This is a genomic window from Mycobacterium sp. 852002-51961_SCH5331710, from assembly GCF_001665535.1.
In the GTDB taxonomy this organism is placed as follows: Bacteria; Actinomycetota; Actinomycetes; order Mycobacteriales; family Mycobacteriaceae; genus Mycobacterium.
The window spans coordinates 296,626-322,988 of sequence record NZ_LZSQ01000123.1; the positions used below are offsets into that span (position 1 = coordinate 296,626).

General features: G+C 68.4%; 26 protein-coding genes and 1 riboswitch. Of the genes, 17 read left to right on the forward strand and 9 right to left on the reverse strand.

The genetic code is table 11. The annotated features are described in order from the left end of the window. Nucleotides 1-207 precede the first annotated feature (207 nt). From A5752_RS24430 to A5752_RS24455, 6 genes are read left to right on the forward strand one after another with little or no spacing between them, the layout of a single operon-like run. Nucleotides 208-2,730, forward strand: coding sequence for a HAMP domain-containing sensor histidine kinase (locus A5752_RS24430; RefSeq protein WP_067091324.1), 2,523 nt, complete (start codon nucleotides 208-210; stop codon nucleotides 2,728-2,730). After that, nucleotides 2,727-3,146: a roadblock/LC7 domain-containing protein gene (locus tag A5752_RS24435; protein ID WP_067091327.1), complete on the forward strand. Its 420-nt coding sequence runs from the start codon at nucleotides 2,727-2,729 to the stop codon at nucleotides 3,144-3,146. The genes A5752_RS24430 and A5752_RS24435 overlap by 4 nt, the downstream gene beginning before the upstream one ends. 7 nt (nucleotides 3,147-3,153) lie before the next feature. Next, a complete protein-coding gene (locus A5752_RS24440) occupies nucleotides 3,154-3,525 on the forward strand; it encodes a DUF742 domain-containing protein (protein WP_067091329.1) in 372 nt (123 codons plus the stop codon). Then, the gene (locus A5752_RS24445) at nucleotides 3,506-4,075 is read left to right on the forward strand and encodes a GTP-binding protein (protein WP_067091332.1); all 570 of its coding nucleotides are present in this window, start codon (nucleotides 3,506-3,508) and stop codon (nucleotides 4,073-4,075) included. The genes A5752_RS24440 and A5752_RS24445 overlap by 20 nt, the downstream gene beginning before the upstream one ends. Beyond that, a complete protein-coding gene (locus A5752_RS24450; protein WP_067091334.1) occupies nucleotides 4,050-4,643 on the forward strand; it encodes a pentapeptide repeat-containing protein in 594 nt (197 codons plus the stop codon). Before A5752_RS24445 ends, A5752_RS24450 begins: the two co-directional genes overlap by 26 nt. A 27-nt stretch (nucleotides 4,644-4,670) precedes the next feature. Further along, nucleotides 4,671-5,519, forward strand: a complete 849-nt coding sequence (locus A5752_RS24455; RefSeq protein WP_067091337.1) for a pyridoxamine 5'-phosphate oxidase family protein — start codon at nucleotides 4,671-4,673, stop codon at nucleotides 5,517-5,519. Here the strand turns inward: A5752_RS24455 and A5752_RS24460 are convergent. Then, nucleotides 5,516-8,101, reverse strand: coding sequence for an FHA domain-containing protein (locus A5752_RS24460; protein ID WP_067091340.1), 2,586 nt, complete (start codon nucleotides 8,099-8,101; stop codon nucleotides 5,516-5,518). The genes A5752_RS24455 and A5752_RS24460 overlap by 4 nt on opposite strands. After that, nucleotides 8,028-8,510, reverse strand: a complete 483-nt coding sequence (locus A5752_RS24465) for a nuclear transport factor 2 family protein (protein ID WP_082964045.1) — start codon at nucleotides 8,508-8,510, stop codon at nucleotides 8,028-8,030. Before A5752_RS24465 ends, A5752_RS24460 begins: the two co-directional genes overlap by 74 nt. Nucleotides 8,511-8,559: 49 nt before the next feature. Here A5752_RS24465 and A5752_RS24470 point away from each other — a divergent pair, with 49 nt between their 5' ends. Both A5752_RS24470 and A5752_RS24475 read left to right on the forward strand, forming a co-directional pair. Next, nucleotides 8,560-9,123 (forward strand): TetR/AcrR family transcriptional regulator, encoded by a 564-nt coding sequence (locus A5752_RS24470; protein WP_067091342.1) that lies wholly within the window; start codon nucleotides 8,560-8,562, stop codon nucleotides 9,121-9,123. A gap of 68 nt (nucleotides 9,124-9,191) precedes the next feature. Then, nucleotides 9,192-9,608, forward strand: a complete 417-nt coding sequence (locus A5752_RS24475) for a hypothetical protein (protein WP_156614134.1) — start codon at nucleotides 9,192-9,194, stop codon at nucleotides 9,606-9,608. Here A5752_RS24475 and A5752_RS24480 read toward each other — a convergent pair. Next, nucleotides 9,575-10,798, reverse strand: a complete 1,224-nt coding sequence (locus tag A5752_RS24480; protein WP_067091347.1) for an NADH:flavin oxidoreductase — start codon at nucleotides 10,796-10,798, stop codon at nucleotides 9,575-9,577. The genes A5752_RS24475 and A5752_RS24480 overlap by 34 nt on opposite strands. Nucleotides 10,799-10,826: 28 nt before the next feature. On the opposite strand from A5752_RS24480, the gene A5752_RS24485 reads away from it, so the two are divergent. The 4 genes from A5752_RS24485 (at nucleotide 10,827) to A5752_RS24500 (ending at nucleotide 14,227) form a co-directional block, all read left to right on the forward strand. Further along, nucleotides 10,827-11,711 (forward strand): bifunctional methylenetetrahydrofolate dehydrogenase/methenyltetrahydrofolate cyclohydrolase, encoded by an 885-nt coding sequence (locus A5752_RS24485; RefSeq protein ID WP_067091348.1) that lies wholly within the window; start codon nucleotides 10,827-10,829, stop codon nucleotides 11,709-11,711. Next, nucleotides 11,708-12,001: a DUF3017 domain-containing protein gene (locus tag A5752_RS24490; RefSeq protein WP_067091351.1), complete on the forward strand. Its 294-nt coding sequence runs from the start codon at nucleotides 11,708-11,710 to the stop codon at nucleotides 11,999-12,001. The genes A5752_RS24485 and A5752_RS24490 overlap by 4 nt, the downstream gene beginning before the upstream one ends. A gap of 64 nt (nucleotides 12,002-12,065) precedes the next feature. After that, nucleotides 12,066-12,683, forward strand: a complete 618-nt coding sequence (locus A5752_RS24495) for an acyl-CoA-like ligand-binding transcription factor (RefSeq protein ID WP_067091354.1) — start codon at nucleotides 12,066-12,068, stop codon at nucleotides 12,681-12,683. Further along, nucleotides 12,680-14,227, forward strand: a complete 1,548-nt coding sequence (locus A5752_RS24500; protein WP_067091356.1) for an FAD-dependent monooxygenase — start codon at nucleotides 12,680-12,682, stop codon at nucleotides 14,225-14,227. Before A5752_RS24495 ends, A5752_RS24500 begins: the two co-directional genes overlap by 4 nt. On the opposite strand, the gene A5752_RS24505 is transcribed toward A5752_RS24500, so the two are convergent. The 3 genes from A5752_RS24505 to A5752_RS24515 are packed head-to-tail and all read right to left on the reverse strand — an operon-like array spanning nucleotide 14,196 to nucleotide 17,406. Next, the gene (locus tag A5752_RS24505) at nucleotides 14,196-14,927 is read right to left on the reverse strand and encodes a class I SAM-dependent methyltransferase (RefSeq protein WP_067091359.1); all 732 of its coding nucleotides are present in this window, start codon (nucleotides 14,925-14,927) and stop codon (nucleotides 14,196-14,198) included. The genes A5752_RS24500 and A5752_RS24505 overlap by 32 nt on opposite strands. Next, the gene (gene metX, locus A5752_RS24510; RefSeq protein ID WP_067091362.1) at nucleotides 14,924-16,057 is read right to left on the reverse strand and encodes a homoserine O-acetyltransferase MetX; all 1,134 of its coding nucleotides are present in this window, start codon (nucleotides 16,055-16,057) and stop codon (nucleotides 14,924-14,926) included. Before metX ends, A5752_RS24505 begins: the two co-directional genes overlap by 4 nt. Next, complete coding sequence (locus A5752_RS24515) at nucleotides 16,057-17,406, reverse strand: bifunctional o-acetylhomoserine/o-acetylserine sulfhydrylase (RefSeq protein ID WP_067091364.1); 1,350 nt, start codon at nucleotides 17,404-17,406, stop codon at nucleotides 16,057-16,059. Before A5752_RS24515 ends, metX begins: the two co-directional genes overlap by 1 nt. A gap of 102 nt (nucleotides 17,407-17,508) precedes the next feature. Continuing rightward, nucleotides 17,509-17,631, reverse strand: a riboswitch (SAM riboswitch). A 186-nt stretch (nucleotides 17,632-17,817) separates the two neighbouring features. Between A5752_RS24515 and A5752_RS24520 the strand changes: the two genes are divergently transcribed. Further along, nucleotides 17,818-20,073: an NADP-dependent isocitrate dehydrogenase gene (locus A5752_RS24520; protein WP_067091367.1), complete on the forward strand. Its 2,256-nt coding sequence runs from the start codon at nucleotides 17,818-17,820 to the stop codon at nucleotides 20,071-20,073. On the opposite strand, the gene ephH is transcribed toward A5752_RS24520, so the two are convergent. After that, entirely contained in the window at nucleotides 20,070-20,861 is a 792-nt protein-coding gene (gene ephH, locus A5752_RS24525) for an epoxide hydrolase EphH (RefSeq protein ID WP_082950841.1), read from the reverse strand. The genes A5752_RS24520 and ephH overlap by 4 nt on opposite strands. Before the next feature lie 119 nt (nucleotides 20,862-20,980). On the opposite strand from ephH, the gene A5752_RS24530 reads away from it, so the two are divergent. The 3 genes from A5752_RS24530 to yhjD are packed head-to-tail and all read left to right on the forward strand — an operon-like array spanning nucleotide 20,981 to nucleotide 23,853. After that, nucleotides 20,981-21,796, forward strand: a complete 816-nt coding sequence (locus A5752_RS24530) for an exodeoxyribonuclease III (protein WP_067091539.1) — start codon at nucleotides 20,981-20,983, stop codon at nucleotides 21,794-21,796. Next, entirely contained in the window at nucleotides 21,793-22,809 is a 1,017-nt protein-coding gene (gene trpS / locus A5752_RS24535) for a tryptophan--tRNA ligase (protein ID WP_067091372.1), read from the forward strand. The genes A5752_RS24530 and trpS overlap by 4 nt, the downstream gene beginning before the upstream one ends. A gap of 18 nt (nucleotides 22,810-22,827) precedes the next feature. Continuing rightward, complete coding sequence (gene yhjD / locus A5752_RS24540; protein WP_067091373.1) at nucleotides 22,828-23,853, forward strand: inner membrane protein YhjD; 1,026 nt, start codon at nucleotides 22,828-22,830, stop codon at nucleotides 23,851-23,853. Here yhjD and A5752_RS24545 read toward each other — a convergent pair. Further along, nucleotides 23,850-24,164: a DMT family transporter gene (locus A5752_RS24545; protein WP_067091376.1), complete on the reverse strand. Its 315-nt coding sequence runs from the start codon at nucleotides 24,162-24,164 to the stop codon at nucleotides 23,850-23,852. The two genes, yhjD and A5752_RS24545, sit on opposite strands and share 4 nt — an antisense overlap. Nucleotides 24,165-24,230: 66 nt before the next feature. On the opposite strand from A5752_RS24545, the gene A5752_RS24550 reads away from it, so the two are divergent. Continuing rightward, entirely contained in the window at nucleotides 24,231-25,145 is a 915-nt protein-coding gene (locus A5752_RS24550) for an NAD(P)H-dependent flavin oxidoreductase (RefSeq protein ID WP_197500719.1), read from the forward strand. Here A5752_RS24550 and A5752_RS24555 read toward each other — a convergent pair. Continuing rightward, on the reverse strand, nucleotides 25,142-26,362 hold the full coding sequence (locus A5752_RS24555) for a D-alanyl-D-alanine carboxypeptidase family protein (RefSeq protein WP_067091381.1): 1,221 nt from the start codon (nucleotides 26,360-26,362) through the stop codon (nucleotides 25,142-25,144). The genes A5752_RS24550 and A5752_RS24555 overlap by 4 nt on opposite strands. Between the last annotated feature and the right edge of the window lies 1 nt (nucleotide 26,363).

Below are 26,363 nucleotides of genomic sequence, written 5' to 3' on the forward strand. Positions count from 1 at the left end.
ACACCGCATTCCACCTGCGTTTATGGACTCTGTCCGTTCAGTAAGAACGGTGGATTCGGCCGCGCATCGCTGGCATACTCGTCCAATTGCCAGGGCCCGAATGCGCCCGCCGGGAGGGCATATCACGAGAAAATCAGTGGGAAGTCTGATGCATGACGCGCCGAGGCTGACGTTGAAACCACCGGCCCAGCGAGCGGGCGTGCGCCGATGAGCGCCCTGATCGATTTCGACCGCAAACCGGAGCCACCCGTCAAGAAGCCCTCGCGGTGGGCGCTGTCCAACTGGCCTGTCCGGTGGAAAGTGCTCGCGATCGTTCTTGTGCCGCTGATCGTCGCCGCGACGTTCGGCGGCCTGCGCATCCGCGCCGACGTGATAGCCGAATCCGATCTGCGCCGCGCCGCTGACCGCGCCGAGATGGTGCCCGCGATCGAGGGCTACATGGCGGCGTTGGAAGGAACGATGCTCGCCGGCTCGACAGGGGGCGACATCCAGACGGCGTTGACGCGCTACGACGACAGCCGCCGCAATCTGCAGCGCCGACTCGACGACACCGACGTCGCGCCCGACGTCCGCCAGGCCATCACGACGATGACCAACGGCGGCCAGATCTTGGTGGAGAAGGTCGCCGCGAACAGCATCGGGCTGCGCGACACCATCCAGGCTTACGCGTTGCTGCTGTTGCCGGCCGAGGATGCGGTGACCGGCTCGGTCCGCGTCGACGACGAACGCATCCGCGCGGAGACCGTCGGTCTGGCCCGCGCGATCGGGGCGCGCGGCCAGATGACGATGCAGACGCTCGCGTTGACCCGCGGCGCCGAACTGCCCGAGCCTGAGTTGAGGACCGCGGTGATCGCGCTGGCGGGCACCGAGCCGTCGACGCTGTTCGGGATGAACCAGGTGCTCGGGGTCGGGTCGCCGGACGCCCAGAAGTTGCAGGCCGAGTTCGTCAAGCGGATGGCGTTGATGACCGACCTCGCGGTGCCGCTGGTGAACAACCCCGAACTTCTGGCGTCGGTGGCCACCACCGAGCAGATCGCGCGCCAAGTCATCGAGCGGACCACGCCCGCGGTCACCTCGGCCGTCCAGGACCGCGCCGATGCGCAGCGCACCACTCTGATCCGTGATGCGATCATCGTCGGCGTGGCGCTGCTGCTCGCCCTGATCATCGTGGCGCTGGTGGCGCGCAGCCTGGTGCGCCCGTTGCGGCGTCTGCGCGATAGCGCTCTCAAGGTCGCCCACGAGGACTTGAGCGCGGAGATCGAGCGGGTGCGCGCAGGCGGTGACGCCTCGCAGATCACGCCGATCCCGGTGCACACCACCGAGGAGGTGGGCCAGGTCGCGCACGCCGTCGACGAACTGCACGAGCAGGCCGTGTTCCTCGCCGCCGAGCAGTCGCGGTTGCAGCTGCAGATCGGCGACATGTTCGAGACGCTGTCGCGGCGCAGCCGCTCGCTGGTCGACCAGCAGCTCGCGCTGATCGACCGGCTGGAACGCAACGAGGAAGACCCCGAGCGGCTCGAGAGCCTGTTCCGGCTGGATCACCTGGCCGCTCGGATGCGCCGTAACGGCGCGAACCTGTTGGTGCTGTCGGGCGCGAAAGTACCTCGCGAACAAGCCGAACCGGTCCCGGTGTCGGCGGTGATCAACGCCGCGGCGTCCGAGGTCGAGGACTACACGCGAGTGGTCATCGCGACGGTGCCCGACAGCGAGGTCAGCGGCGCCGTCGCCGGCGACCTTGTCCACCTGCTGGCCGAGCTGCTGGACAACGCGCTGCGGTATTCGCCGCCGATCTCGCAGGTGCGGGTGTCGGCTGTGCACACCGCCAACGGCGGACTGGTCATCGAGGTGGGCGACATCGGCCTCGGCATGACCGAGTCGGATCTGCGCGTCGCCAACACCCGCCTGCAGTCCGGCGGCCAGGTCGACCCGTACACCGCGCGGCACATGGGCCTGTTCGTCGTCGGTCGCCTGGCCGCCCAGCACGGGCTGGTGGTCCGGCTGCGTTCGACGATCGGCGGCGAACCGGATTCGGGCACCACCGCGGGTGTGTACGTGCCGACGGAGTTGCTCCGCCGGCCTGGGGAACCGCATCAGTTCAGCGCGCCCGAGTACGCGACGCCCGCCGATGCGCACGCGGGCATCGCGACGGCGCTCGCCCTCGACGAGGATCACGTCGAGCGCGAACTCGAGCCCGAGCCCGAGCGGGAACACTCGAACATCTCGGTGCTTCCGCAGCGCGCTCCCGGCGCCAGCGGCATCGCGGCCGTCTTCGACGAGGAACCGGAGGAGCCCGAACCCGCCGCTCGGCCGACGGACACGTCCAGCTTCTTCGCCGCTCGCACCCAGGCGACGACGACGGCCGATACCGACGACTCCATCTACCAGAGCATGCTTTCCGAGTGGCTGGTCGACCCGACCGAACTCGCCAACAGCGAGGACCTGAACTGGGAGTCGGTCTGGGACCACGGCTGGTCGCTCGCCGCCGCCGCGGACGAGGCGCCGGTCACCGACGTCACCGACGATGGCCTTCCCGTGCGCACCCCCGGCGCCCGCCTCGTGCCCGGCGCCCCGGACACCGCCGAGGTAGCATCGGCGGCTGAGGTCGGCGCCGAACCGGGAGCCCCGCACCGCGATCCGGAAGCCGTTCGGGCCAGCATCAGCAGCCACTTCGGCGGGGTGCACGCCGCCCGGTCGCACGCACGAGAGACCAGAGGAACCGATACCGAATGACCCACGCGTCGCGATCAACGCAGCGTGACTCACTCGACTGGCTGGTGTCGAAATTCGCCCGCGAGGTGTCCGGGGTGACCCACGCCGTGCTGGTGTCCGCCGACGGGCTGCTGATGGCGGCCAGCGAGCACATCCCCACCGAACGCGCCGACCAACTCGCGGCCGTGGCGTCCGGACTGGCCAGCCTGTCGACGGGCGCGGCGCAGCTGTTCGAGGGTGGGTACGTGCTGCAGTCGGTGGTCGAGATGGAGAACGGCTACCTGCTGCTGATGCGGGTCGGCGACGGCTCCAACCTGGCCACCCTTGCGGCGCGCAACTGCGACATCGGCCAGATCGGCTACGAGATGGCGGTGCTGGTCGAGCGGGTGGGCACCGTCGTCCAGTCGGCGCGGCGGCGCGCACCTGCGCGTTCGTGAGCCGTCGATGGACCAGCGGGATGGCGACGTCGTCGAAGAGCCGAGCCTGGTCCGGCCGTACATCCTGACCGCCGGTCGCACCCATTCCCGGGTCCACCTCCCGCTGGAGGCGCCGATCGAGACGCTCGATTCGGCCAAGCCGCCGCGCTGGCCGGGCAACGACGTGCGCGGGCAGATCCTGGCGATGGGCGTCAACCACCCGTCCGTCGCCGAGATCGCCGCGAAGTTGTCGTTGCCGCTCGGCGTGGCGCGGGTGCTGATCGGGGATCTCGTGACGCAGGGTTATGTGGCGGTGCGCAGCACGCTGGGCGAGTCGAGCACCGTCGACGAGAGACGTGAGTTGATAGGAAGGACACTGCGTGGCCTCAAGGCACTCTGAGGAGCGCTCAGCTTCAACGAAGATCGTCATCTCCGGCGGCTTCGGCGCCGGCAAGACGACGTTCGTCGGCGCGGTCTCCGAGATCATGCCGCTGCGGACCGAGGCCCTGGTCACTACTGCGTCGGCGGGCGTCGACGGCCTGGAGGCCACACCGCAGAAGAACACCACGACGGTCGCGATGGACTTCGGTCGCATCACCTTGGCCGACGACCTGGTGTTGTACCTGTTCGGCACGCCCGGGCAGCGTCGGTTCTGGTTCATGTGGGACGACCTCGTCAGCGGGGCGATCGGGGCGATCGTGCTGGTCGACGTGCGTCGCCTGCAGGACAGCTTCGCCGCGGTCGACTTCTTTGAGGCGCGTAAACTGCCGTTCCTGATCGCGATCAACCAATTCGACGGTGCGCCAAGGCATCCGGTGTCAGCGGTGCGTAAGGCGCTGGCGTTGGCCGAGCACATCCCGGTGATCACCGTCGACGCGCGCGACCGTCAGTCCGCCAAGGCCGCGCTGATCGCGATCACCGAGTATGCGCTCGTCAGCCTGCCTGGTTGATCGAGTGCCTCCCGACGAAACAATCTGGAGCGACGAGGAATTCACCGGCCGCGACTTCCGCGACGACGACCTCAGCCGGTTGCGCACCGAACGCGTCGTGTTCGACGAATGCGACTTCCGCGGCGTCGACCTTACCGAATCCGAACACGCCGGCAGTGCTTTCCGTAACTGCCGGTTCGAACGGGCGACGCTGCACCACAGCACGTTTCGGCAGTGCAGCATGTTGGGATCGGTGTTCACCGGCGCCCGGTTACGGCCGCTGACGCTGGTCGACGTCGACCTGACACTCGCCGTCCTGGGCGGCTGTGACCTGCGCGGCGTGGACCTCGCCGGATGCCGGATGCGCGAGGCCAGCCTGGTCGACGCCGATCTGCGCAAGGCGGTGCTGCGCGGCGCGGATCTGGCCGGCGCGCGGGTGCGGAACCTCCGGTTGGACGACGCGGATTTGCGCGGTGCGCGAACCGATGCGTCGCTGTGGACGACCGCGAGCGTCAAAGGCGTGAAGATCGACGTCGACCAGGCGCTGGCCTACGCCGCCGCCCACGGCCTGAACATCCACGGGGAATAAGCACCGCGCACACGGGTTTCGTAGTGCATGAGTGCCGTCAGCCAGAGCGGCTTCCACGAAGGCGAACTCGCCGTGCAGGCGCGCGCCGGCGTGATGGCACAGGCCGCGCGGCTGGGTAGGGGCATGCTGGCCGCGCCCGACCTCAACGGCAGCATCGGCACGTTCCTGTCCGTCCGGGAGTTCGCCGTCGTGACGGCCAGGGGAGACGACGGCCGACTGTGGACGTCCCCGCTGCACGCCCGGGCCGGGTTTCTCGAGGCGCACGATCGCACACTTCGGATAGCGATCCGGCCGGATCCCGGAGACCCGTTGCACGGCCTCGACGCGGGCCAGCCGATCGGCATGCTGGCCATCGACTTCGCCACACGGCGACGGGTGCGGGTCAACGGCACAGTCAGCGACGGCACCGCCGACGGCCTGACCGTCGACGTCGATCAGGCATTCGGCAACTGCCCGAGATACATCCAGCCGCGCGATCTTTCCCCCGCGCAACCGTCTGCGCCGCCACACGGGTTCACCCGCTCGGACACGCTGCAACCGGCACAAGCGGCGCTCATCACCCGGGCGGACACGTTCTTCCTCGGCACCGAGCGTCCGGCCCGCGGTGTCGACGCGTCGCACCGCGGCGGCCCCCCGGGTTTCGTCCGGGTCGACGGCAACCGGCTGTGGTGGCCCGACTATCCGGGCAACAACATGTTCAACAGCCTCGGCAACATCGCGGTCGATCCCGCGGCGGCCGTCCTGTTCATCGACTTCACCACCGGTGCCACCGTTGCGGTCTCGGGCACCGCGGCGGTGGTGTGGCCCGATGAGGACGGGACCGATCGGGGCGTGACGTTCACCGCGGAGGCCGTCGTCTCCGGCACGCTGCGCTAGCTGCTGCTCAGCCGTATCCGCCAGCGCACGAACGCCGTGTAACCGATGCAGATGAGCGCAAGCATGGCCATGTCGAACAGCCATGTACCGGCCGTGTGGTCCCAGTGCCGATCGTTGGGTGTCAGCGGGCCGGGCACCAACCGGATGAGGTCGATGGTCGAGGCGGACGCCGCGAAACCCCAACGGGCGGGCGTGAACCAGGACATCTGATCGAGCACGATCCGGTCCGTCACCGGGATCATGCCGCCCGAGAACACCAGCTGCGACATGATCGCGACCACCAGCAGCGGCATGATCTGTTCGTTTGATCGGGCCAACGCCGAGAGCGCCAACCCGACCATCGCCGCGGCCACCGTCGTCACCGCGATGTCGACGAACAACTCGATGCTGCGGTTGCCGAGCAGCGAACCGCTGTCCACCGCGCCAGGGCCCCAGCCCTTGCCGATGATCGCGATCACCGTGACGATCGCCGACTGCACGATCGCGAACAGCGTGAACACGAACACCTTCGCCAAAAGGTATGCGGTCGTGGACAATCCGACGGCCTGCTCGCGACGGAAGATCGCCCGCTCGCCGATCAGCGCACGGATGGTCAGCGCCGTGCCCATGAAGATGGCGCCGACGTTGAGCATGACCAAAATCTGACCCGGCTCGTTGGGTGCGGCGCCGCCCTGCATCGCGGGGACCGGGACACCGAACCCGACGTCGCCGGGCACCGAGAGCGACAGCACGCCCATGATGAACGGCAGCAGCATCAGGAACGCGAAGTAGCCGCGATCGGAGATCACCAGCCGCACTTGGCGGCGCGCGATCGTCGAGAACTGTCGACGCACGCTGGTGCTGGTGGGGCTGCCCAGATCGGACGGCTCCTCGGTCGGTGGCGCAGGCGGTGGTGGCCCGTGCTGGGACAGGAAGCGCTGATTGGCCGCGTCGGGATCGCTGGCCACGCTGCTGAAGATGTCGGCCCAGTTGGTCGTGCCCATCGACGGACCGATCTGGCTGGGCGGGCCGTAGAACGCGGTCTTGCCGCCCGGCGCCAGCAGGAGCACCTGGTCGCAGACGTCGAGGTAGGTCAGCGAGTGCGTGACGACCAGCACGACGCGGCCGGCGTCGGCCAACTGCCGCAGCATCGTCATGACCTGGCGGTCCAGGGCAGGATCCAGGCCCGATGTCGGCTCGTCGAGGATCAACAACGACGGACCCGTCAGCAGTTCGAGCGCCACCGAAGCGCGCTTGCGTTGGCCGCCGGAGAGCTTGTCGACACGGGTCTCCAGATGCTTGGTCATCTCGAGTTCTTCGAGCACCTGCATGACGACCTGTTCGCGGTCCGCCTTCGTGGTGTCCGGCGGCAGGCGCAGTTCCGCGGCGTACATCAGCGCCTGGCGCACGGTCAGCTGACCGTGGACGACGTCGTCCTGGGGCACCATCCCGATTCTGGAGCGGAGCGAGGCGTACTCGGCGTGCACGTTGTGCCCCTCGAAGGTCACCGTGCCCGTCGTCGGATGGGTGTAGCCCGCGACCAATCGCGCGAACGTCGACTTGCCTGCACCCGACGGCCCGATAACGGCGGTCAAAGTGCCGGGGCGCGCCGCGATCGAGATGTTGTCGAGCAGCGTCTTGTTGTTCTCGATGGTCCACGTGACGCCGTGCACCTCGAGCCCGCCGGTGCGGGTGGCGGCCTCGGTCTCGGTGCGACGGGCCAGCGTGCCGCCGGAGAAGACGAGGTCGATGTTGCCGATCGTGACCGTGTCGCCCTCGCGGAGCAGCGCCGACTCGACGCGCGCACCGTTGACGAACGTGCCGTTGATGCTGCGGTTGTCGACGATCTCGGTTCCGCCGGCCGTCGGCAACAGGGTTGCGTGGTGGCGCGAAGCCAGCACGTCGGGCACGACGATGTCGTTGTCGGTGGCTCGCCCGATCTTGACAGCGCCGGGCACGTTGTCCGCAGGCCGGCTTCCCGGCCGCAGGATCTTGAGCATGCTCGTGGCGAGGTTGCCCTCGCTGGAGCGAGGCGCGGCGGTCGGGCCCATCATCGTCGCCGACTCGAGCGCAGGTGAGGAGATCGGTTGGCGCGCGGGCTGCTGCGGGCTCGTATACGCCGCCGGGGGTGGCGTGCTCGGATACCGCGGCGGGGGAGGCGCGCTCGGATACGTCGGCTGCGGACGCGCCTGACCCGGCGGCGGTCCGTACGGCCGCCCGGTGTGGGGCCCCGAAGCCTGCCTCTGGTTGGCGATCGGGACCGCGACGGTCGGTGTGCGGCCCACTGCACCCTGGTGGCGACCGACCTCGAACGTCAGCCGCGGACCGTCGGGATTGCCGATGTTGACGGTCTGACCGTCGGAGATGTCGACAGCGGGAACGCGGCGGTTGTTGACGAACATCCCGTTGAGGCTGCCGTTGTCGATCGCGACCCAGCGACCCTGATCGAAGCGCAACACCAGGTGCGCACGCGAGATCAGGGGGTGGGCGATACGTACGTCGGCGCGGAGGTCGCGGCCGACGACGACGTCATTTCCCGCCGCGAAGGTCCGGGTCGATCCGTCGTACCGAACGGTCAGCGCGGGTGGGGCGGGTCGGCTCATCGACGCCAACTCTAACGGTAGGCAGAATGTTCCACCTTGCGGTGTCGGTGATCTGATGCAGCGCCGCGATCTGGTCCTCGCGCGTGGTGATGACGTGTGCGAACGCTGCGTCGACGGTGGTACGACCGTCGCGGGCGGGACCCCAGTACCGGCCGATGACCACGACGCGATCGTCGTCGACCGCCAGATACTCCGCCGGGTCGACGTGCATGTCGTACAGCGTGCCGATGCGGCCCCAGACCCCGGCGATCATGTCGGCCGGTCCGCGATGCCGTCCGCCGACACCGTGGGGCATGCCGGCGCTGACGGTGCCGACGAAATCGTCGGTCAGCAGCCGGAAGAGCGCTGGACCGTCGGCACCTGCGAGCGCGCCGTAGAACCGCCGGGCGATGTCGATGGAAGTGGACACGGCTACCTCCTTGAGTATTAGAGAGTAGTCTCTACTATAGGCTGTGGCAATGCCGAGGCCCGCGCGCTTCAGCGCCGACGATCTCCTGGACGCCGCCGCAGCACTGCTCGCCGAGCAGGGGCCCGCCGCGGTGACCGTGTCCGCGGTGGCGCGTGCGGCGGGGGCGCCGAGCGGGTCGATGTATCACCGGTTTTCGGGTCGGGCGGCACTGTGTGGCGAACTGTGGATGCGCACCGAGGAGCGTTTCGGTGAAGGGTTCGCGGCGGCGCTGACCGGTACGGGCGGCACACGCGCGCGTTGTGTCGCGGGCGCCCGTCACACCGTCCAATGGTGTCGCGACCACCGCACCGAGGCCGCGGTTCTGCTCGCGGGCGCTGATGCGCTGTGTGCCGCCGAGTGGCCGCCCGAGTTGCACGACAGGAGGCGCCGCCTGCGCAGGCGCTTGCGACGCCTGCTGTCCGGACTGCACGCCGACGGCGACCGGGTGAACGCCGCGGTGATCGACATCCCCTATGCCGTCGTGCGTCGACACCTGCTGGCGGGGACGGCGATTCCGGCGAGCGCGGATGCGATCGTCACCGAGTGCGCCGAGGCCCTCATACCGGGCGACTGACGAAAGTTTGCCGGTCATCCGGCGAGTCGCGCGCGGTTGGCGGCGAAACGTGGTCACCATAGGGCATGGTGTCTCGGGCGCCTTTCCTGATCGTCGGCATCGGCGGGCTCTGTGTCGCAGCGGCGTTCCTGGCACCGACGGTGGACGCGCAGAGCGCCATCGCCATCGACGATCGTGGGTTCGTCGATTCGAAGGCCCGGTGCGAGGCACCGTGGCAGCCAGTGGCTTTCGGCCGCACCCAGTTCGCGCTCGTGGCGATCTGTAAGCGCAGCGGCAGCCACGAGTACCGCGGTGTGCGGATGAAGGACGGTCTGGTGCTGACCGCACCGGCGGTCGAGAAGACCGACGGGGTGTTCACCGCCGAGAACGACGGAGCCACCTACACATTCTCGGCGAAGGAACTCGTCGTGAGCGCGGGCGACCGCGTGTTGGTCACCGAACCGATGGTGGCCTACGTCGAACCGCGGCCCGCCGTGGACGGCTGATAGTTGTCCGGCGCCCCGGTCAACACGCAGTGGGTGTGGCTGTAGATCGTCGGCATGCACTTGTTGCAGTGATCGCAGATCGACCGCACCGAGCTGTCCGCCTGGATGCGGTTGAGCAGATCCGGTTCGGCCAGCAGTGCGCGGCCCATCGCCACGAAGTCGAAGCCCTCGGCCATCGCCAGGTCCATCGTCTCGCGATTGGTGATGCCGCCCAACAGGATCAGCGGCAGCTTCAGCTCAGCGCGGAACTGCCTGGCGTGGCGTAACAGGAACGCCTCGCGGTAGGGGTACTCGCGCAGGAACTTCTTGCCGGTCATGCGGATGCCCCACCGGATCGGCGGTTTGAAGGCGTTGGCGAACTCCTTGACCGGTGCATCGCCGTGGAACAGGTACATCGGGTTGACCAGCGAGCTGCCCGCGGTCAGTTCGATCGCGTCCAATCCGCCGTCCTCTTCCAGCCACTTCGCCGTCTGCAAGGACTCCTCGACGGTGATGCCACCGCGCACGCCGTCGGACATGGTGAGCTTGGCCGTCACCGCGATCGGGTTGCCCTCCTTCTCGACGGCCTGGCGCACGGCCCGCACGACGCCGCGCGCGACCTTGGCCCGGTTCTCCAGCGAGCCGCCGAACTCATCGGTGCGGCGGTTGAGCAGCGGGCTCAAGAACGAGCTGGCGAGATAGTTGTGGCCGAGGTGGATCTCGACCGCGTCGAACCCGGATTCGATCGCCAGGCGCGCGGCGTTGGCGTGCGCCTCGGTGACGTCGCGAATGTCGTCGCGCGTTGCCTTCTTCGCGAACCGCATCGACAGCGGATTGAAGAAGCGCACCGGCGCCAGCGCCTTGGCCTTGTTGGTCCGCGCGTTGGCGACCGGTCCCGCGTGGCCGATCTGCGCGCTGATCGCCGCGCCCTCGGCGTGAATCGCTTCGGTCAGCCTCTTCAATCCCGGCACGGCCTCGGGCCGCATCCAGATCTGCCAGCCGTCGGTGCGTCCGCCGGGGGCGACCGCGCAGTAGGCGACCGTGGTCATGCCGACCCCGCCTGCGGCGGGCAGCCGGTGATAGTTGATCAACTCGTCGGTGACGAGCGCGTTCGGCGTCGATGCCTCGAACGTCGCCGCCTTGATGATCCGGTTGCGCAGCGTCACCGGGCCGAGCTTGGCCGGGGTGAACACATTGGGCTGAGTGTTCATAGAAAGCGAGCATGCCAGACTGAGACCCGTGGGTGCGATCACACTGGACGGTAAGGCCACGCGCGACGAGATCTTCGTCGACCTCAAGGAACGGGTCGCGGCGCTGACCCAGGGCCGTCTTCGCGGCTCGGCCGCGGTGGCCGGACGCACGCCGGGACTGGGCACGGTGCTCGTCGGCGACGACCCCGGTTCCCACGCCTACGTACGCGGTAAGCACTCCGACTGTGCGAAGGTCGGCATCAACTCGATCCGCCGCGACCTGCCCGCCGACATCAGCCAGGCCACGCTCGACGAGACGATCGACGAGCTCAACGCCAACCCCGAGTGCACCGGTTACATCGTCCAGCTTCCGCTGCCCAAGCACCTCAACGAGAACTCCGCCCTGGAGCGCATCGACCCGGGCAAGGACGCCGACGGTCTGCATCCGACCAACCTGGGCCGGCTTGTGCTCAACGAGCCGGCCCCGTTGCCGTGCACCCCGCGCGGGATCGTGCACCTACTGCGCCGCTACGAGGTGGAGATCGCGGGCGCGCACGTGGTGGTCATCGGTCGCGGCGTCACCGTCGGGCGCCCGCTCGGGCTGCTGTTGACCCGGCGTTCGGAGAACGCAACGGTCACGTTGTGCCACACCGCAACTCGTCACCTGCCGGAGTTGGCCCGCGAGGCCGACATCATCATCGCCGCGGCGGGCATGCCGCACATGGTGACCGCCGAGATGGTTCGGCCCGGCGCGGCCGTCGTGGACGTCGGGGTCAGTCGCGACGAGAACGGCAAGCTCGTCGGTGATGTCCACCCCGACGTCTGGGATGTCGCGGGCCATGTGTCGCCCAATCCGGGCGGTGTGGGTCCGCTGACGCGCGCATTCCTGCTGACGAATGTGGTCGAGCGCGCGGAGGTACTGGCCGCGACGTGACGCCAAAGGAGTTCGCGCGCAAGGTTTTCGCCGGTCAATGGCCGTTCTGGTCGGTCGGCCTGATCTTCGCCGCCGCGTTCGTCCTGGTGGTCGCGGGATATTGGCGGCGCGGCGCGCTCGTGATGGCGATCGGGGTCGGGGTGGCGGCGGCATTGCGGCTGCTCCTGAGCGATGATCGCGCCGGACTTCTCGCGGTGCGCAGCCGCGGCGTCGACTTCGTCACCACCGCCGTCGTCAGCGCAACGATGCTCTACATCGCGTGGACCATCGACCCATTGGGCACCAGCTGATTCACAGGAAATTGCCCGGTATGCAATCTTGCACAGTAGGCAAGTTTGTGGTTACCGTGGCCGCGTGGCCGGACTTCGGGAGCGTAAAAAGCTCGACACCAGGCGCGCGCTGAGCGACGCCGCACTCAAACTCGCGTTAGAGCGTGGTTTCGACGGTGTGACCCGCGAGGCGATCGCCGACCTGGCGGGCGTGTCGCTGCGCACCTTCAACAACTACTTCAGCGGAAAGTACGAGGCGCTGGCCTACCGCCAGACCGAACGGTTGCGCCGCAGCATCGCCGTGCTGCGCGGTCGGCCCGCCGACGAACCACTGTGGACGTCGATCACCGAGTCCGTGCTCGCACCGCTGGAAGAGGACATGAGCGACGCCGACGGCGCGGAGCGCCGGATACCCAGCCGCGAGGAGTTCGCCGAGATACGAAAGCTTCTGATGCGGCCCGAGATTCGCGACGCGGTGTCGAGGGAGTTGTTCGACGAGTGGATGGAGGTGATCGCCGAGCGCACGGGAACCGACCCGCAACGCGATATGTACCCGCGGCTGGTCGCGGCCGTCGTGCGCGCCGTCGGCGACGCGGCCACCGAGATCTACGTGCGCGCCGATCCGCCGGTGCCGATCACGACGCTGATCCGTGCGGGCTTCGCCGAAGTGGCCGCGGGGCTACCGGATCCGAGCAAGTCATGAGCGCCGAAAACGTCGTGATCAGCGGAGCCGGCCCCAACGGGCTGCTGCTCGCGTGCGAGCTCGCACTGGCGGGCGTTCGCCCCGTGGTGCTCGACCGGCTGCCGGCTCCGAGCGAGGAGCCCAAAGCCAACGGCCTTGTGGGCCAGGTGATCCGGCAGCTCGACATGCGCGGGCTCTACCACGCGTTCGGCGGCGAGGAGGGACCGCCGCGTCCGGCGGCCGGTTGGCCGTTCGCGGGGATCGCGCTGAGCTTTTCGAATATCGCACCGAACCCGATGCACGCGTTGCTGATTCCGCAGCCGCGGCTGGTGCGGCTGTTGGAGAAGCACGCGCGCGGGCTCGGCGTCGATATCCGGTGGGGGCACGAGTTGATCGGCCTCGAACCAGGGCCCGACTCCGTTGCGGTGACGGTCGCGGTCGAGGGGGAGACCTACAAACTGCGCACGCGCTACCTGGTCGGCGCCGACGGCGGACGCAGTTTCGTCCGCAAGCGTGCGGGGATCGGATTTCCCGGGCACACGTCGCCGATCGAGAGCCGCGTCGCCCATGTCGGACTGCCCGACGAGTTGCTCGTTCCCGGCCAGGGATACGACATTCCCGGCTTCGGTCGCCTGAGATTCGGTTACAACCGCTTCGAACGCGGCAGCATCATCCTCTTCCCGCTCGAGCCCGATCGCCCGCTGCTGGGCACCATTGAATACGGCGAGGCACGTCAAACCGCCGACGAGGACATGACGCTCGACGAGTTGCGCGCCAGCGTCCGCCGCATCATCGGTGTTGATGTACCCCTGCACACCCCGAAAAGGGCGGGCCCGCATGCCCTTCGGCGGCTCGAAAACATCAACTCACGTCAGGCCGACCGCTACCGGGCCGGCCGGGTCCTGCTGCTCGGCGACGCGGCTCACGTGCATTCGCCGATGGGAGGGCCGGGCCTGAACCTGGGGCTGCAGGATGCGGTCAACCTTGGCTGGAAACTGGCGGCCGTCGTCAACGGTTGGCAAGCCGACGATCTGCTCGACACCTACGAGTCCGAGCGGTACCCGGTCGGCGAACGCGTGATGATGCACTCGCAGGCTCAGCTCGCGCTCTCGGCGCCGGGACCCGACGTCGAGGCCCTGCGAACGCTGTTCGGGGAGCTGATCCAACAGCGCGGTGTCACAGAGCATCTCGCACACTTGCTGGCGGGTTCGGACGTGCGCTACGACGTCGGCGACGACCATCCGCTGTCGGGACGGATGGCGCCGGAACTGGCGCTCGCCGACGGTCGTCGCCTCGCCGAACTCCTGCACCGCGGCCGTGCGGTGCTGCTCGACCTCGACGGCGGAGCCGCAGCGACCGTCGCCGAGCCGTGGGCCGAGCGCGTCGACCCGATCATCGCAGCGGCCGAGGATCCGCCCGCCGCGGCCATGCTCGTTCGGCCCGACGGTTATGTCGCCTGGGCCGCTGAGCATTTCGACGACGCGGGTGCCGACGCCCTGCGGGGCGCGCTCGGGCGCTGGTTCGGCTCGGCGCTCAGGCCAGCGAAGCGCGGATGCACACCGTGACGTACGGCAGCGCGAGTCCCGTCGAGTTGGCCAGTGCCGGATGGGTCGCCAACAGCTCGCGCACCCGGTCCAGCGTCCTGGTGCGCACCTTCTCCGGTGAGGTGATGCAGTAACTGCGCGACGCGACCAGGTCGATGAGCGCTTGTGGGGTCAGGTAACTGGTCCACTCGACCTGATGGCGTTCGACACCGGTGAACGGTTCGGGCAGCGCCACGGTGTTGCTGAACGGGTCGTGCTCTTGGCCGATGATGTGACCGAGGTCCTTCACCCAGCCCAGCCGCTCGTCGCGGGTGTTCCACACCAGACCGAGCCGGCCGCCGGGGCGCAATACGCGCGCCACCTCCTTGACCGCGCGCTCGAGGTCGAACCAGTGCCACGCCTGGGCCACCAGCACGGTGTCCACGCTGTCGTCGGGCAGCGGGATCTCCTCGGCGGTGCCGAGCAGCGCGGGCGTCTCGGGCAGCGAACTGCTCAGCAGCTCGAGCATTTCCGGGATCGGGTCGACCGCCACGACGTCGAGGCCGCGCTCGACGAGGCGCGTGGTCAGCTTGCCGGTGCCTGCGCCGAGGTCGAGCACCTTCGAGGCGCCCGACGGCAACAGCCAGTCGATCGCCTCGGGCGGATACGACGGCCGACCGCGTTCGTATGCCGCGGCTTCCGCGCCGAACGACAGCGAGCGATCGTGCTCCTGCCCGCTCACCGAGATGCCAGCTCCAGCGTTCGGCGGATCAGCTTGTACACCGCGTCCGTCTCCACCAGAAAACCGTCATGCCCGTAGATCGAGTCCACGACATCCAAACCGGCGCAGCCCGGCAGCAATTCGGCCAGCTCCTCCTGCAGCCGCAGCGGATAGAGCCGATCCGAGGTGATGCCGCCGACCACCGCGGGCACCGGGCAGCCACGCAACGCCGCCTCGACACCTCCGCGGCCGCGACCGACGTCGTGGCCCGACAGCGCCTCGGTGAGCGCCACGTACGTGCCGGCGTCGAACCGCGACACCAGCTTTCGGCCCTGATGCTCCAGATAGCTCTGCACGGCGTAGCGGCCGCCGACGGCCGGATCCTCACCGTCCTGCGGATCGTTGGCGAACCGGGTGTCGAGCTCTTCCTCGCCGCGATAGGTCAGATGCGCGAACCGGCGGGCGATCTCCATGCCGACATCGGGCGAGAGCCCGGTGCCGTAATAGTCGCCGTTCTGCCAGTTCGGGTCGGCCTTGATCGCGGCGACCTGCGAGCACTGGGTGCCGATCTGGTCGGCGGTGGCTCGGGCGCCGACGGCCATCACCAGCCCCGACCGCACCCGATCCGGATGGCCGACCATCCACTCCAGCGCCCGGGCGCCGCCCAGCGAGCCGCCCATGACCGCGGCGACCTGGGTGATGCCGAACGCCTCCAGCGCGGCGATGTCGGCGCGAACCTGGTCCCGCACGGAGACGACCGGGAAGCGGGAACCCCATGCCTTGCCGTCGGGATGCAGCGAGCTCGGGCCGGTGGAGCCGCGGCAGCCACCGAGCACATTGGTCGCCACCGCGCACCAGCGGTCGGTGTCGATCGGCCCGCCGGGCCCTGCGACACCGTCCCACCAGCCGGGGGTCGGGTGGTCGGGTCCTGCCGGACCGGTGATGTGCGAATCGCCGGTCAGCGCATGCAGCACGACGACGACGTTGTCGCGCGTGGGCGACAGCTCGCCCCAGCGCTGCACGGCGATCGACACATCGTCGATGACCGCGCCGTTCTCCAGCGTCAGCGGGCCGATGTCGACCACGCCGATCTCGCCTTCCGCGGGCAGGTTCAGGAGTGGCACCTCGACTTCCACATCGGAGAGGGTCATCAGAACGCCGCCGTCGTGTTCGGATCGGTCTTGCCCGCGGAGCTGAATGGTTTCGCGGCGGCGAAACCCTGCTCGAGGTCGGCGAGGATGTCGTCGATGCCCTCGATGCCGACCGCCAGGCGCACCAGCCCCGGCGTGACGCCGGTGGCCAACTGCTCCTCGGGCGACAGCTGGGCATGCGTGGTGGAGGCCGGATGGATCACCAGCGAGCGAACGTCGCCGATGTTGGCGACGTGGCTGTGCAGGGTCAGCGCGTTGACGAAGGCCTTGCCTGCGTCGACGCCGCCCGCCAGCTCGAACGCGAGCACGGCGCCGGTGCCCTTGGGCGCCAACTTCTTTCCGAGTTCGTACCACGGGGACGACGGCAACCCGGCGTAGTTCACCGAGATCACGTCGTCGTGGCCCTCGAGGTACTCGGCCACCTTCTGGGCGTTGGCGACGTGGCGCTCGACGCGCAGGCTCAGCGTCTCCAGGCCCTGGGCGATCAGGAAGGCGTTGAACGGCGACGCCGCCGAACCGAGGTCGCGCAGCAGCTGCACGCGCGCCTTGAGTGCGAACGCCGGCGGACCCAGTTCGGCGAACACCACACCGTGGTAGCTCGGGTCGGGTTCGGTGAAGCCGGGGAACTTGCCGCTCGTCCAGTCGAACGTGCCGCCGTCGACGATGACGCCGGCGATCGCGGCGCCGTGCCCGCCCAGGTACTTGGTGGCCGAGTGCACGACGATGTCCGCACCGTGTTGCAGCGGCTGGATCAGGTACGGGGTGGCGATGGTGTTGTCGACGATCAGCGGCACCCCGCTGTCATGGGCGACCGCGGCGACGTTCGGAATGTCGAGCACGTCGATCTTGGGATTCGAGATCGACTCGGCGAAGAACGCCTTGGTGTTGGGCCGCACGGCCGCACGCCAGGAGTCGAGGTCGTCGGGATTCTCGACGAAACTGACCTCGATCCCGATCTTCGGGAACGTGTAGTGGAACAGGTTGTACGTGCCGCCGTAGAGCCGCGGGCTGGACACGATGTGGTCGCCCGTGTTGGCCAGGTTCAGGATCGCGAAGTGTTCAGCGGCCTGACCGGAAGCCAGAAACAGCGCCGCGACGCCGCCCTCGAGCGCGGCGATGCGCTGCTCGACGACGTCCTGCGTCGGGTTCATGATCCGGGTGTAGATGTTGCCGGGCTCGGCGAGGCCGAACAGCGCCGCGGCGTGATCGGTGCTGTTGAACGTGTACGACGTGGTCTGGTAGATCGGCAGCGCCCGCGCATTGGTCGCCGGGTCGGGCGTCTGGCCGGCATGGACCTGTTTGGTCTCGAACGCCCACCGGGCGGTGGGGTCAGTGTCTTCGGTGCTCATCGAATCTCCTGTTGTGAGGGGCCTGGAAGGGGCATTTCACGCACTCAGCGGTAACTGCGCACGCCGGACCTCCGCTGTCTTCTCTGGGGGCCCGTCACAACGGACCCGCGCTTGCCGGTAGCCGCTTCTCAGCGGGTACTCAACCTGGTCATCACCCGGGGCACCCCACCGCGGTTGGAGGGTTGCCGACCAGCAAGCCGGGGCTTGTCGCTGGCACTCATGACCGATGAGAAGCGTATCTCATATTGCTCATCGCGTGCCAGCGAGGGGATCTCGGCGAGGCGCGCCCGAAGCTACCGGTCAGTAGCAGATCACACACCCGAAAGCGGACCCCCCTGGCTCACACACGGGGTCACCTCCGAGGGAATACTGGTAGTCGACTGACCGACTAGCGAGCCGGGAGAACCCCACATGACTGCCGAGCAGCCGACCATCATCTACACGCTGACCGACGAGGCGCCGCTGCTGGCGACCTACGCGTTCCTGCCGATCATTCGGACCTTCACCGAACCGGCGGGCATCAACGTCGAGACCAGCGACATCTCGGTGGCGGCACGCATCCTCGCGGAGTTCTCCGACCGCCTGTCCGAAGAGCAGCGCGTGCCCGACAACCTGGCCAAGCTGGGGGAGCTCACCGAGAAGCCCGACACCAACATCATCAAGCTGCCGAATATCAGCGCGTCGGTGCCGCAGTTGCTGGCCGCCATCAAGGAGCTCAAGGCCAAGGGCTACGACCTTCCGGACTATCCCGGCGAGCCCAAGAACGACGAGGAAAAGGAAATCAAGGATCGCTACGCCAAGGTGCTCGGCAGCGCGGTCAACCCGGTTCTGCGGCAGGGCAATTCGGACCGGCGCGCCCCCAAGGCGGTCAAGGAGTACGCGCGCAAGCACCCGCACAGCATGGGCGAGTGGTCGATGGCGTCGCGCACGCACGTGGCGACGATGAAGAAGGGCGACTTCTACCACGGCGAGAAGTCGATGACCCTCGACAAGGACCGCAAGGTCAAGATGGTGCTGGAAACCAAGAGCGGCGAGACCCTCGTGCTCAAGCCGGAGGTCAAGCTCGACAGCGGCGACGTCATCGACAGCATGTTCATGAGCAAAAAGGCGCTGTGCGAGTTCTTCGAGGAACAGATCGAGGACGCCTACAAGACCGGCGTGATGTTCTCGCTGCACGTCAAGGCGACGATGATGAAGGTGTCGCACCCGATCGTATTCGGCCACGCGGTGAAGGTGTTCTACAAGGACGCGTTCGCCAAGCACCAGAAGGTGCTCGACGAGCTCGGCGTGAACGTCAACAACGGGATGTCGGACCTGTACGACAAGATCCAGGCGCTGCCCGCCTCACAGCGTGAGGAGATCGTCCAGGACATCCACGCCGTGCACGAGCACCGGCCGGAGCTGGCGATGGTCGATTCGGCTCGCGGAATCACCAACTTCCACTCGCCCAGCGACGTGATCGTCGACGCCTCGATGCCGGCGATGATCCGGCTCGGCGGCAAGATGTACGGCGCCGACGGACGGACCAAGGACACCAAGGCGGTGAACCCCGAGTCGACGTTCAGCCGGATCTATCAGGAGATGGTCAACTTCTGTAAGACCCACGGCCAGTTCGATCCGACGACCATCGGCACCGTCCCGAACGTCGGGCTCATGGCGCAGAAGGCCGAGGAGTACGGCAGCCACGACAAGACCTTCGAGATCCCCGAGGACGGCGTCGCCAACATCGTCGACGCCGACACCGGCGAGGTGCTGCTGACCCAGAACGTCGAGACCGGTGACATCTGGCGTATGCCGGTGGTCAAGGACGCCGCGATCCGGGACTGGGTCAAGCTCGCCGTGACCAGGGCGCGGGCCTCGGGCATGACCGCGCTGTTCTGGCTCGACACCGAGCGGCCGCACGAGGTGGAGCTGCGCAAGAAGGTCAAGGAGTACCTCAAGGAGCACGACACCGAGGGCCTGCACATCCAGATCATGCCGCAGGTGTGGGCCATGCGGTACACGCTGGAACGGCTGATCCGCGGCCAGGACACCATCGCGGTGACCGGAAACATCCTGCGCGACTACCTGACTGATCTTTTCCCGATCCTGGAGCTGGGCACCAGCGCGAAGATGCTGTCGATCGTGCCGCTGATGGCCGGTGGCGGCATGTACGAGACCGGTGCGGGCGGTTCGGCGCCGAAGCACGTCCACCAGCTGGTCGAGGAGAACCACCTGCGCTGGGATTCGCTGGGCGAATTCCTCGCTCTCGGAGCGTGTTTCGAAGACATCGGGCGCAAGACCGGCAACAAGCGTGCCGTCCTGCTGGGCAAGACGCTGGACTCGGCGATCGGAAACTTGTTGGACAACAACAAGAGCCCGTCGCGTAAGACCGGCGAGCTGGACAACAGGGGCAGCCAGTTCTACCTCGCGATGTACTGGGCGCAGCAGCTCGCCGAGCAGACCGAGGACAAAGAACTGGCCGACCACTTCGCGGACCTGGCGAAGTCGCTCGCCGAGAACGAGGACGCGATCGTGTCCGAACTGGCGGAGGTGCAAGGCGATTCGGTCGATATCGGTGGGTACTACTACCCGGATCCGGAGAAGACGACCGCGGTGATGCGGCCGAGCAAGACCCTGAACTCGGTGCTGGAGGGCGCGACGGAAGAGCCCGTCACCCAGCTTTAGCCGCCGAGCGCCTCGCGCGGCGGTTCTACATGGCGGTCGACGAACTCGAGGATCAGGTCGGCCACGCGCTGCGGCGCCTCGAACATCGGGATGTGGCCGACGTCTTCGAGATGCGTGATCTGCGGGCTCGACTGCAGGTGTGCGGTGAAGTGGCGGGTGAACCGGGGATGCGGCAGTACGCGGTCCTTCTCGCAGATCACCAGGTGCGTGGGGCAGTCGCTCTCGGCCAGCTCCATCAGGCCGGGCGTCAGCAGCGACTTCACCAGCAGCTGGTAGTAGGCCGGGCAGTGCGTGACGTCGTCGATGATGTCGATGAGGTCGTCGTCGGACAGGCGGTCCGGCGTGGCGCTGATCGGGAAGTGCGCCAGGTAGCGCGTGAACGGGAACTTCAGCACCCGCTGTCCGAACGCGAGCGTGAACAGCCATACCGGGAAGCCGGCGACGAACTTGCCGACGATCTCGAACTTGGCGGGCGTGAACTTGCTCCAGCCGCCCGCGGGCGCGATCCCGGTCAGCGTGCGGGCCCGGCCCCGGCGCTCCAGCTCGAAGGCGACCCAGCCGCCAAGCGAGTTGCCCACGACGTGCGCGGTGTCCCAGCCGAGCGCGTCGAGTCGGCGTTCGACATCGTCGGCGAGCTCTTTGGTGTCCAGGAAGCGGTGCCCCTTCACGCCGCCGTTGTGCCCGGGCAGCGTGGGTGCGAACACCTCGTAGCGGCCGGTGTCGGCAATCAACGGGACGACCTTCTTCCACACGTTCTGCGACATCATGAACGGGTGTAGCAACAGCATGGGTTCGCCGGAGCCGACGTGGAGCGGGTCGCGCGGCAAGTTTCTAGCCATCAGCCCGACACTAAGGTGATACCGCCGGTACCGCAAGTACGTCGGTATGGTCTGCCGCTGTGACCTCGCTGATCGTCAGCACCATCAACGTCAACGGCATCCGCGCCGCGGTCAAAGAGCGCTCGCCACAGAACCGTGGCCTGCTGCCGTGGTTGGCGTCCACCACCGCCGACGTGGTTTGCCTGCAGGAGACCCGCGCCGACGACACCCAACTGGCCGCCGCGCTGGCGCCTGCGCTGGATGACGGCTGGCATCTCGCGTCGGCCGAACCCCACATCAAGGGCCGCAGCGGCGTCGCGGTGCTCTCGCGTCACCCGATCGACGCATCGCGGCTGCTGGAGTCCGACGAGTTCGGCGCGCACGGCCGCTACCTGGAGGTCGACACCGCGGGAACGACGGTGGCGAGCGTCTACGTCCAGACCGGTGAGGCCGAGACCGACCGTCAGCTCGAGAAGGAACGGTTCATAACCGAGCTCGCCGCGCGGATGGCGACGCTGACCGACTCGGACGCCGTCGTCTGCGGCGACTGGAACATCGCCCACACCGAGAACGACATCAAGAACTGGAAGGGCAACATCAAGAAGTCCGGCTTCCTGCCCAGCGAGCGTCAATGGCTCACCGAACTGCTGGCCTCGGGCTGGGTCGACGTGGTCCGCGAGCTCCATCCCGACCAGCCGGGCCCGTACGCGTGGTGGTCGTGGCGGGGCCGCGCCTTCGACAACGACGCCGGCTGGCGGATCGACTACCAGCTGGCCACGAAGGCCCTGGCGACGCGGGCGGTCGCCGCCCGGGTGGAGCGCGCCGAGGCGTACGCGCTGCGCTGGTCGGACCACGCGCCGGTGACGGTCGAATACGGGCCCCGTGAAATGATCGGACGATCATGAGCAGTTCGTCGAAGCCCGTCGTCTTCTCCGGTGTCCAACCCACCTCCGATTCGCTGCACCTGGGCAACGCGCTGGGCGCGATCCAACAGTGGGTCGGCCTACAGGACGACCACGACGCGTTCTTCTGCGTGGTCGATCTGCATGCGATCACCATTCCGCAGGATCCCGAGCGGCTGAGGCGGCGCACCCTGGTCACCGCCGCGCAGTACCTGGCGCTGGGCATCGACCCGAACCGCAGCACGATCTTCGTGCAAAGCCACGTTCCGGCGCATGCCGAATTGGCTTGGGTGCTGGGCTGTTTCACCGGGTTCGGGCAGGCGTCGCGGATGACGCAGTTCAAGGACAAGTCCCAGAAGGAGGGCAGCGAGGCGACCACGGTCGGGCTGTTCACCTATCCGGTGCTGATGGCCGCCGACGTGCTGCTCTACGACACCGATCTCGTGCCGGTCGGCGAGGACCAACGCCAGCACCTGGAGCTGGCACGCGATGTGGCGCAACGGGTCAACTCTCGTTTCCCGGACACCTTCGTCATTCCCGAGCCGATGATCCCGAAGGCGACGGCGAAGATCTACGACCTGCAGGATCCGACGTCGAAGATGAGCAAGTCGGCGGGCACCGAGGCCGGACTGATCGGCCTGCTCGACGATCCGAAGGCCTCGGCCAAGAAGATCCGCTCCGCGGTCACCGACAGCGAGCGCGAGGTGCGCTTCGACCCGGACGCCAAACCCGGGGTGTCGAACCTGCTCACCATCCAGTCGGCGGTCACCGGCACCGACATCGACAAGCTCGTCGAGGGGTACGCCGGACGCGGCTACGGCGACCTCAAATCCGACACCGCGGAGGCCGTCGTCGAGTTCGTCACCCCGATCAAGACCCGCGTCGACGAACTGCTCGACGACCCCGCGGAACTGGAATCCGTACTAGCGACGGGCGCCGAACGGGCGCGCGAGGTGTCTGCCGCGACGCTGCGGCGGGTATACGACCGGTTGGGGTTTTTGCGCCCGGGCGGCTGAGGTTTTCGGGAGGTTGGCGTGACACAACCCGCCGAGCCGGAAGGTTTCGTCGGCCGGCTGCGGTCGCGATACGAGTGGTTCGACCACGTCATGCGGGCGCAGCAGCGCTACAACGACAGCAAGGGCGATTTCTACGCCGCGGGCATCACGTACTTCACGGTCTTCGCGATGTTCCCGTTGCTCATGGTCGGATTCGCCGTCGCCGGCTTCATCCTGGCCAGCCAGCCGGAACTACTCGCCGATCTTCAGGACAAGATCCGGGCGTCGGTCTCCGGAGACATCGCCACCCAGCTGGTCGAGCTGATGGACTCCGCGATCGAGTCGCGCACCTCGGTCGGCATCATCGGGCTGGCGACCGCGGCGTGGGCGGGGCTGGGCTGGATGGCGAACCTGCGTGAGGCGCTGAGCCAGATGTGGGGCCTGATGCGGCGCGACACACCCGGCTTCGTGCGCACCAAGCTGTCGGACCTGACGGCCATCGTCGGCCTCTTCGTCGCTATCGCCGGCACCATCGCGTTGACCGTGGTGAGCAGCTCGGGGCTGGCCCGTAAGGCCGTTGAATGGGTTGGGCTGGAGGATGTTCCGGGCATGAGCATTCTGCTGCGGGTGGTGTCGCTCGCGGTGTCGGTGTTGATCAGCTGGCTGCTGTTCACCTGGATCATCGCGCGGCTGCCCCGCGAATCGATCAGCTTCCGTTCCGCGCTGCGCTCGGGGCTGCTCACGGCGGTGGCGTTCGAGGTCTTCAAACAGGTGGCGTCGATCTACCTGCGTTCGGTGGTGACGGGTCCGGCAGGGGCCACGTTCGGTCCGGTGCTCGGCCTGATGGTGTTCGCCTACATCACCGCGCGGCTGATCCTGTTCGCGACGGCGTGGGCGGCAACGTCGATCGAGAACATGGAGGCCGCGCCCGTCTTCCCGCCCGACGCCGCACAGATCACGCCTCGCGTGCAGGTGCAGGAGGGTGTCGGAGTGGGCGGGGTGCTGGCCGCCGCTGCGGCGGGGGCGCTTGGCGCGCTGGGCATTTCGCGGCTCCGCCGCCGCTAGCTGACCAGCCTGAGCCCGACGACGCAACCGATGATCCCCGCGATCAGGAGCGCCTTGACGGCCGACGCGCTCTCCGCCCCGGTGAGCATCGCGTAGCCGACGGTGAGCGAGGCGCCGATACCGACCCACACCGCATAGCTGGTGCCCGGTGGCAGGCTGCGCATCGCGATGCCCAGACCGGCCATCGAGAGCACCAGCGCCACCAGGAACACCATCGATGGGCCGAGCTTCGTGAACCCCTCGGTCCTGCCGAGCGCGGAGGCCCATACCGCTTCGAGAACACCGGACACCACCAGAATCAGCCACGCCATCCGGCCCACCGTACCCAAGGCGTAACGTGCCGCTGCGTGCCTCTTTCCACGCCGTGGTCGGAGCGGATGGGCCTGTCCGCGCCGATCGTCAACGCCCCGATGGGCGGCACCGCAGGCGGTGCACTGGCCGCCGCGGTCTCACGGGCCGGTGGCCTCGGCATGATCGGGATGGGTAGCTCGGCGACCGCCGCGGCGCTCACCGCCGAACTGCCCCACGTGGCCGGGTTGGACGTCGGTATCGGTCTCGTGCACTGGGTGGCGGCGGCGCAGCCCGAACTGCTCGACGTCGCGCTCGCCGCCAGACCCGCTCTGCTGTCCGTCAGTTTCGGCGACGAGTGGTCCTGGGTCCGCCGCGCCCATGATGCCGGGGTCCCGGTGGCCGTGCAGGTGGCCGACGTGACCGGCGCGCGACGGGCGGCCGACGCCGGCGCCGACGTGATCGTCGCGCGGGGGGCCGAGGGCGGCGGGCACGGCGAGGTGCGCGTCGGCACCCTTCCGTTGCTCGCGGAGGTGCTCGACGCCGTGACCGTGCCCGTGCTCGCCGCGGGGGGCATCGCGTCGGGCCGCGGGCTGGCCGCGGTGCTGGCCGCCGGGGCGTCGGGCGCCTGGCTCGGCACCGCGTTCACCACCTGCCTCGAAGCGGCGACCTCGGCCGCGGCGAGGAACCTGCTGCTGGGCGCGGCGGGGGAGCAGACCGTTACCACGCGGGTCTTCGACGTGGCCCTCGAATACCCCTGGCCGGCAACGCTTCCCGAGCGCGTGGTGCGTAACGAGTTCGTCGACCGCTTCGACGGTCACGAGGACCTCGTGGACGCCGACGCCCGGTCCGCGCTCGCCGCGGCGACGGCCGCCGAGGATTACCGGATCGCGCCCGTCAACGCGGGGCAGGGCGTCGGCATGGTCCGCGAATCACGTTCTGCCGCTGAGGTGATCGAACGGCTCTGCATCGACGCCGAGCGGCTGCTGCGGCGCTGGGCCTAGAGCTGGGGCCGGCGGTTCAGCGACCGCGCGCCCATGATCAACGAGAACACGATCACGCTGCCGACGACCGCGACGCCGACCCGCACCGGCATCGCGTCGATGTCCGACATCATCGGGGAGGCGTTGACCGCGGGATTGGCGGCGGCATCCGGCTTCGTCCCGAGCAGCGAGGGGTCGGGCTCGATCAGGGTGCCGACGCTGGTGCCCGGTGTCGTGGCGAACCCGTAGTCGAGCAGGTGGGCGGCCTGCTCCCACGGGGCGATCGGCTGGCGGGTGCCCTTCATGAGGACGGCGACGAGTCGGCGGCCACCGTGGTCGGCCGCGCCGACGAAGGTCTGGCCCGCATCGTCGGTGTAGCCGGTCTTGCCGCCCATCGCGCCGGGGTAGTTGAGCAGCAACTTATTGTCGTTCTCGATCGGGTAGCCGGCATCGCCGCGGCCGGGGAAGTCGAATTCCCGGGTCGAGACGATGTCGGCGAAGATCGGATTGCGCCAGGCGTACCGGTAGAACAGCGCCATGTCGTATGCCGAGGTGCTCATGCCCGGTCCGTCGAGCCCCGACGGCGTCGCGACCCTGGTGTCGAGCCCGCCCAGCTTGCGGGCCAGGTCGTTCAGCTTGTGCAGGGTCGCGTCCCACCCGCCGAGCTGCCGTGCCAGCGCGAACGCGGCGTCGTTGCCGGAGTACATCAGCAGGCCGTGCAGCAGGTCGTTGATCGAGTAGTGGCCGCCTTCGCCGACCCCGACCTTGGTGCCCTCCTGGGCGGCGTCCTCGGCGGTTCCCGCGATGACCTTGTGGATCGGCAGGTCCTTGACGGCCTGCATGGCGACCAGCACCTTGATGATGCTGGCGGGCCGGTGCCTGCCGTGCGGATCCTTGGCGGCGATGACGTCACCGGAGTCGAGGTCGGCGACCACCCAGGCCTCGGCCGAGACGTCGTTGGGCAGTGGCGGGGTGCCCGGCGCGGTGATGACGCCGCACCCGGACAGCTTGTCGCCGCCCATCGGCGTGGCGGGCACCGGCAACGGTGCCGGCGGTGCGTCGCCGGGTTTGGGCACCTCGGACGCGTCGACCGCCGGGGGCGTCGACTCTCGGTACGGACACGCACTCGCCTCGGGAGCTGCGGGCGGCTGGGCGCTTGCCACGGCCGGACCCGCGACCACGAACAGGGCCGCGGCCAGCGCGGCGGCGCGGTGCAGCGGTTTACGAAACTTCGCCATT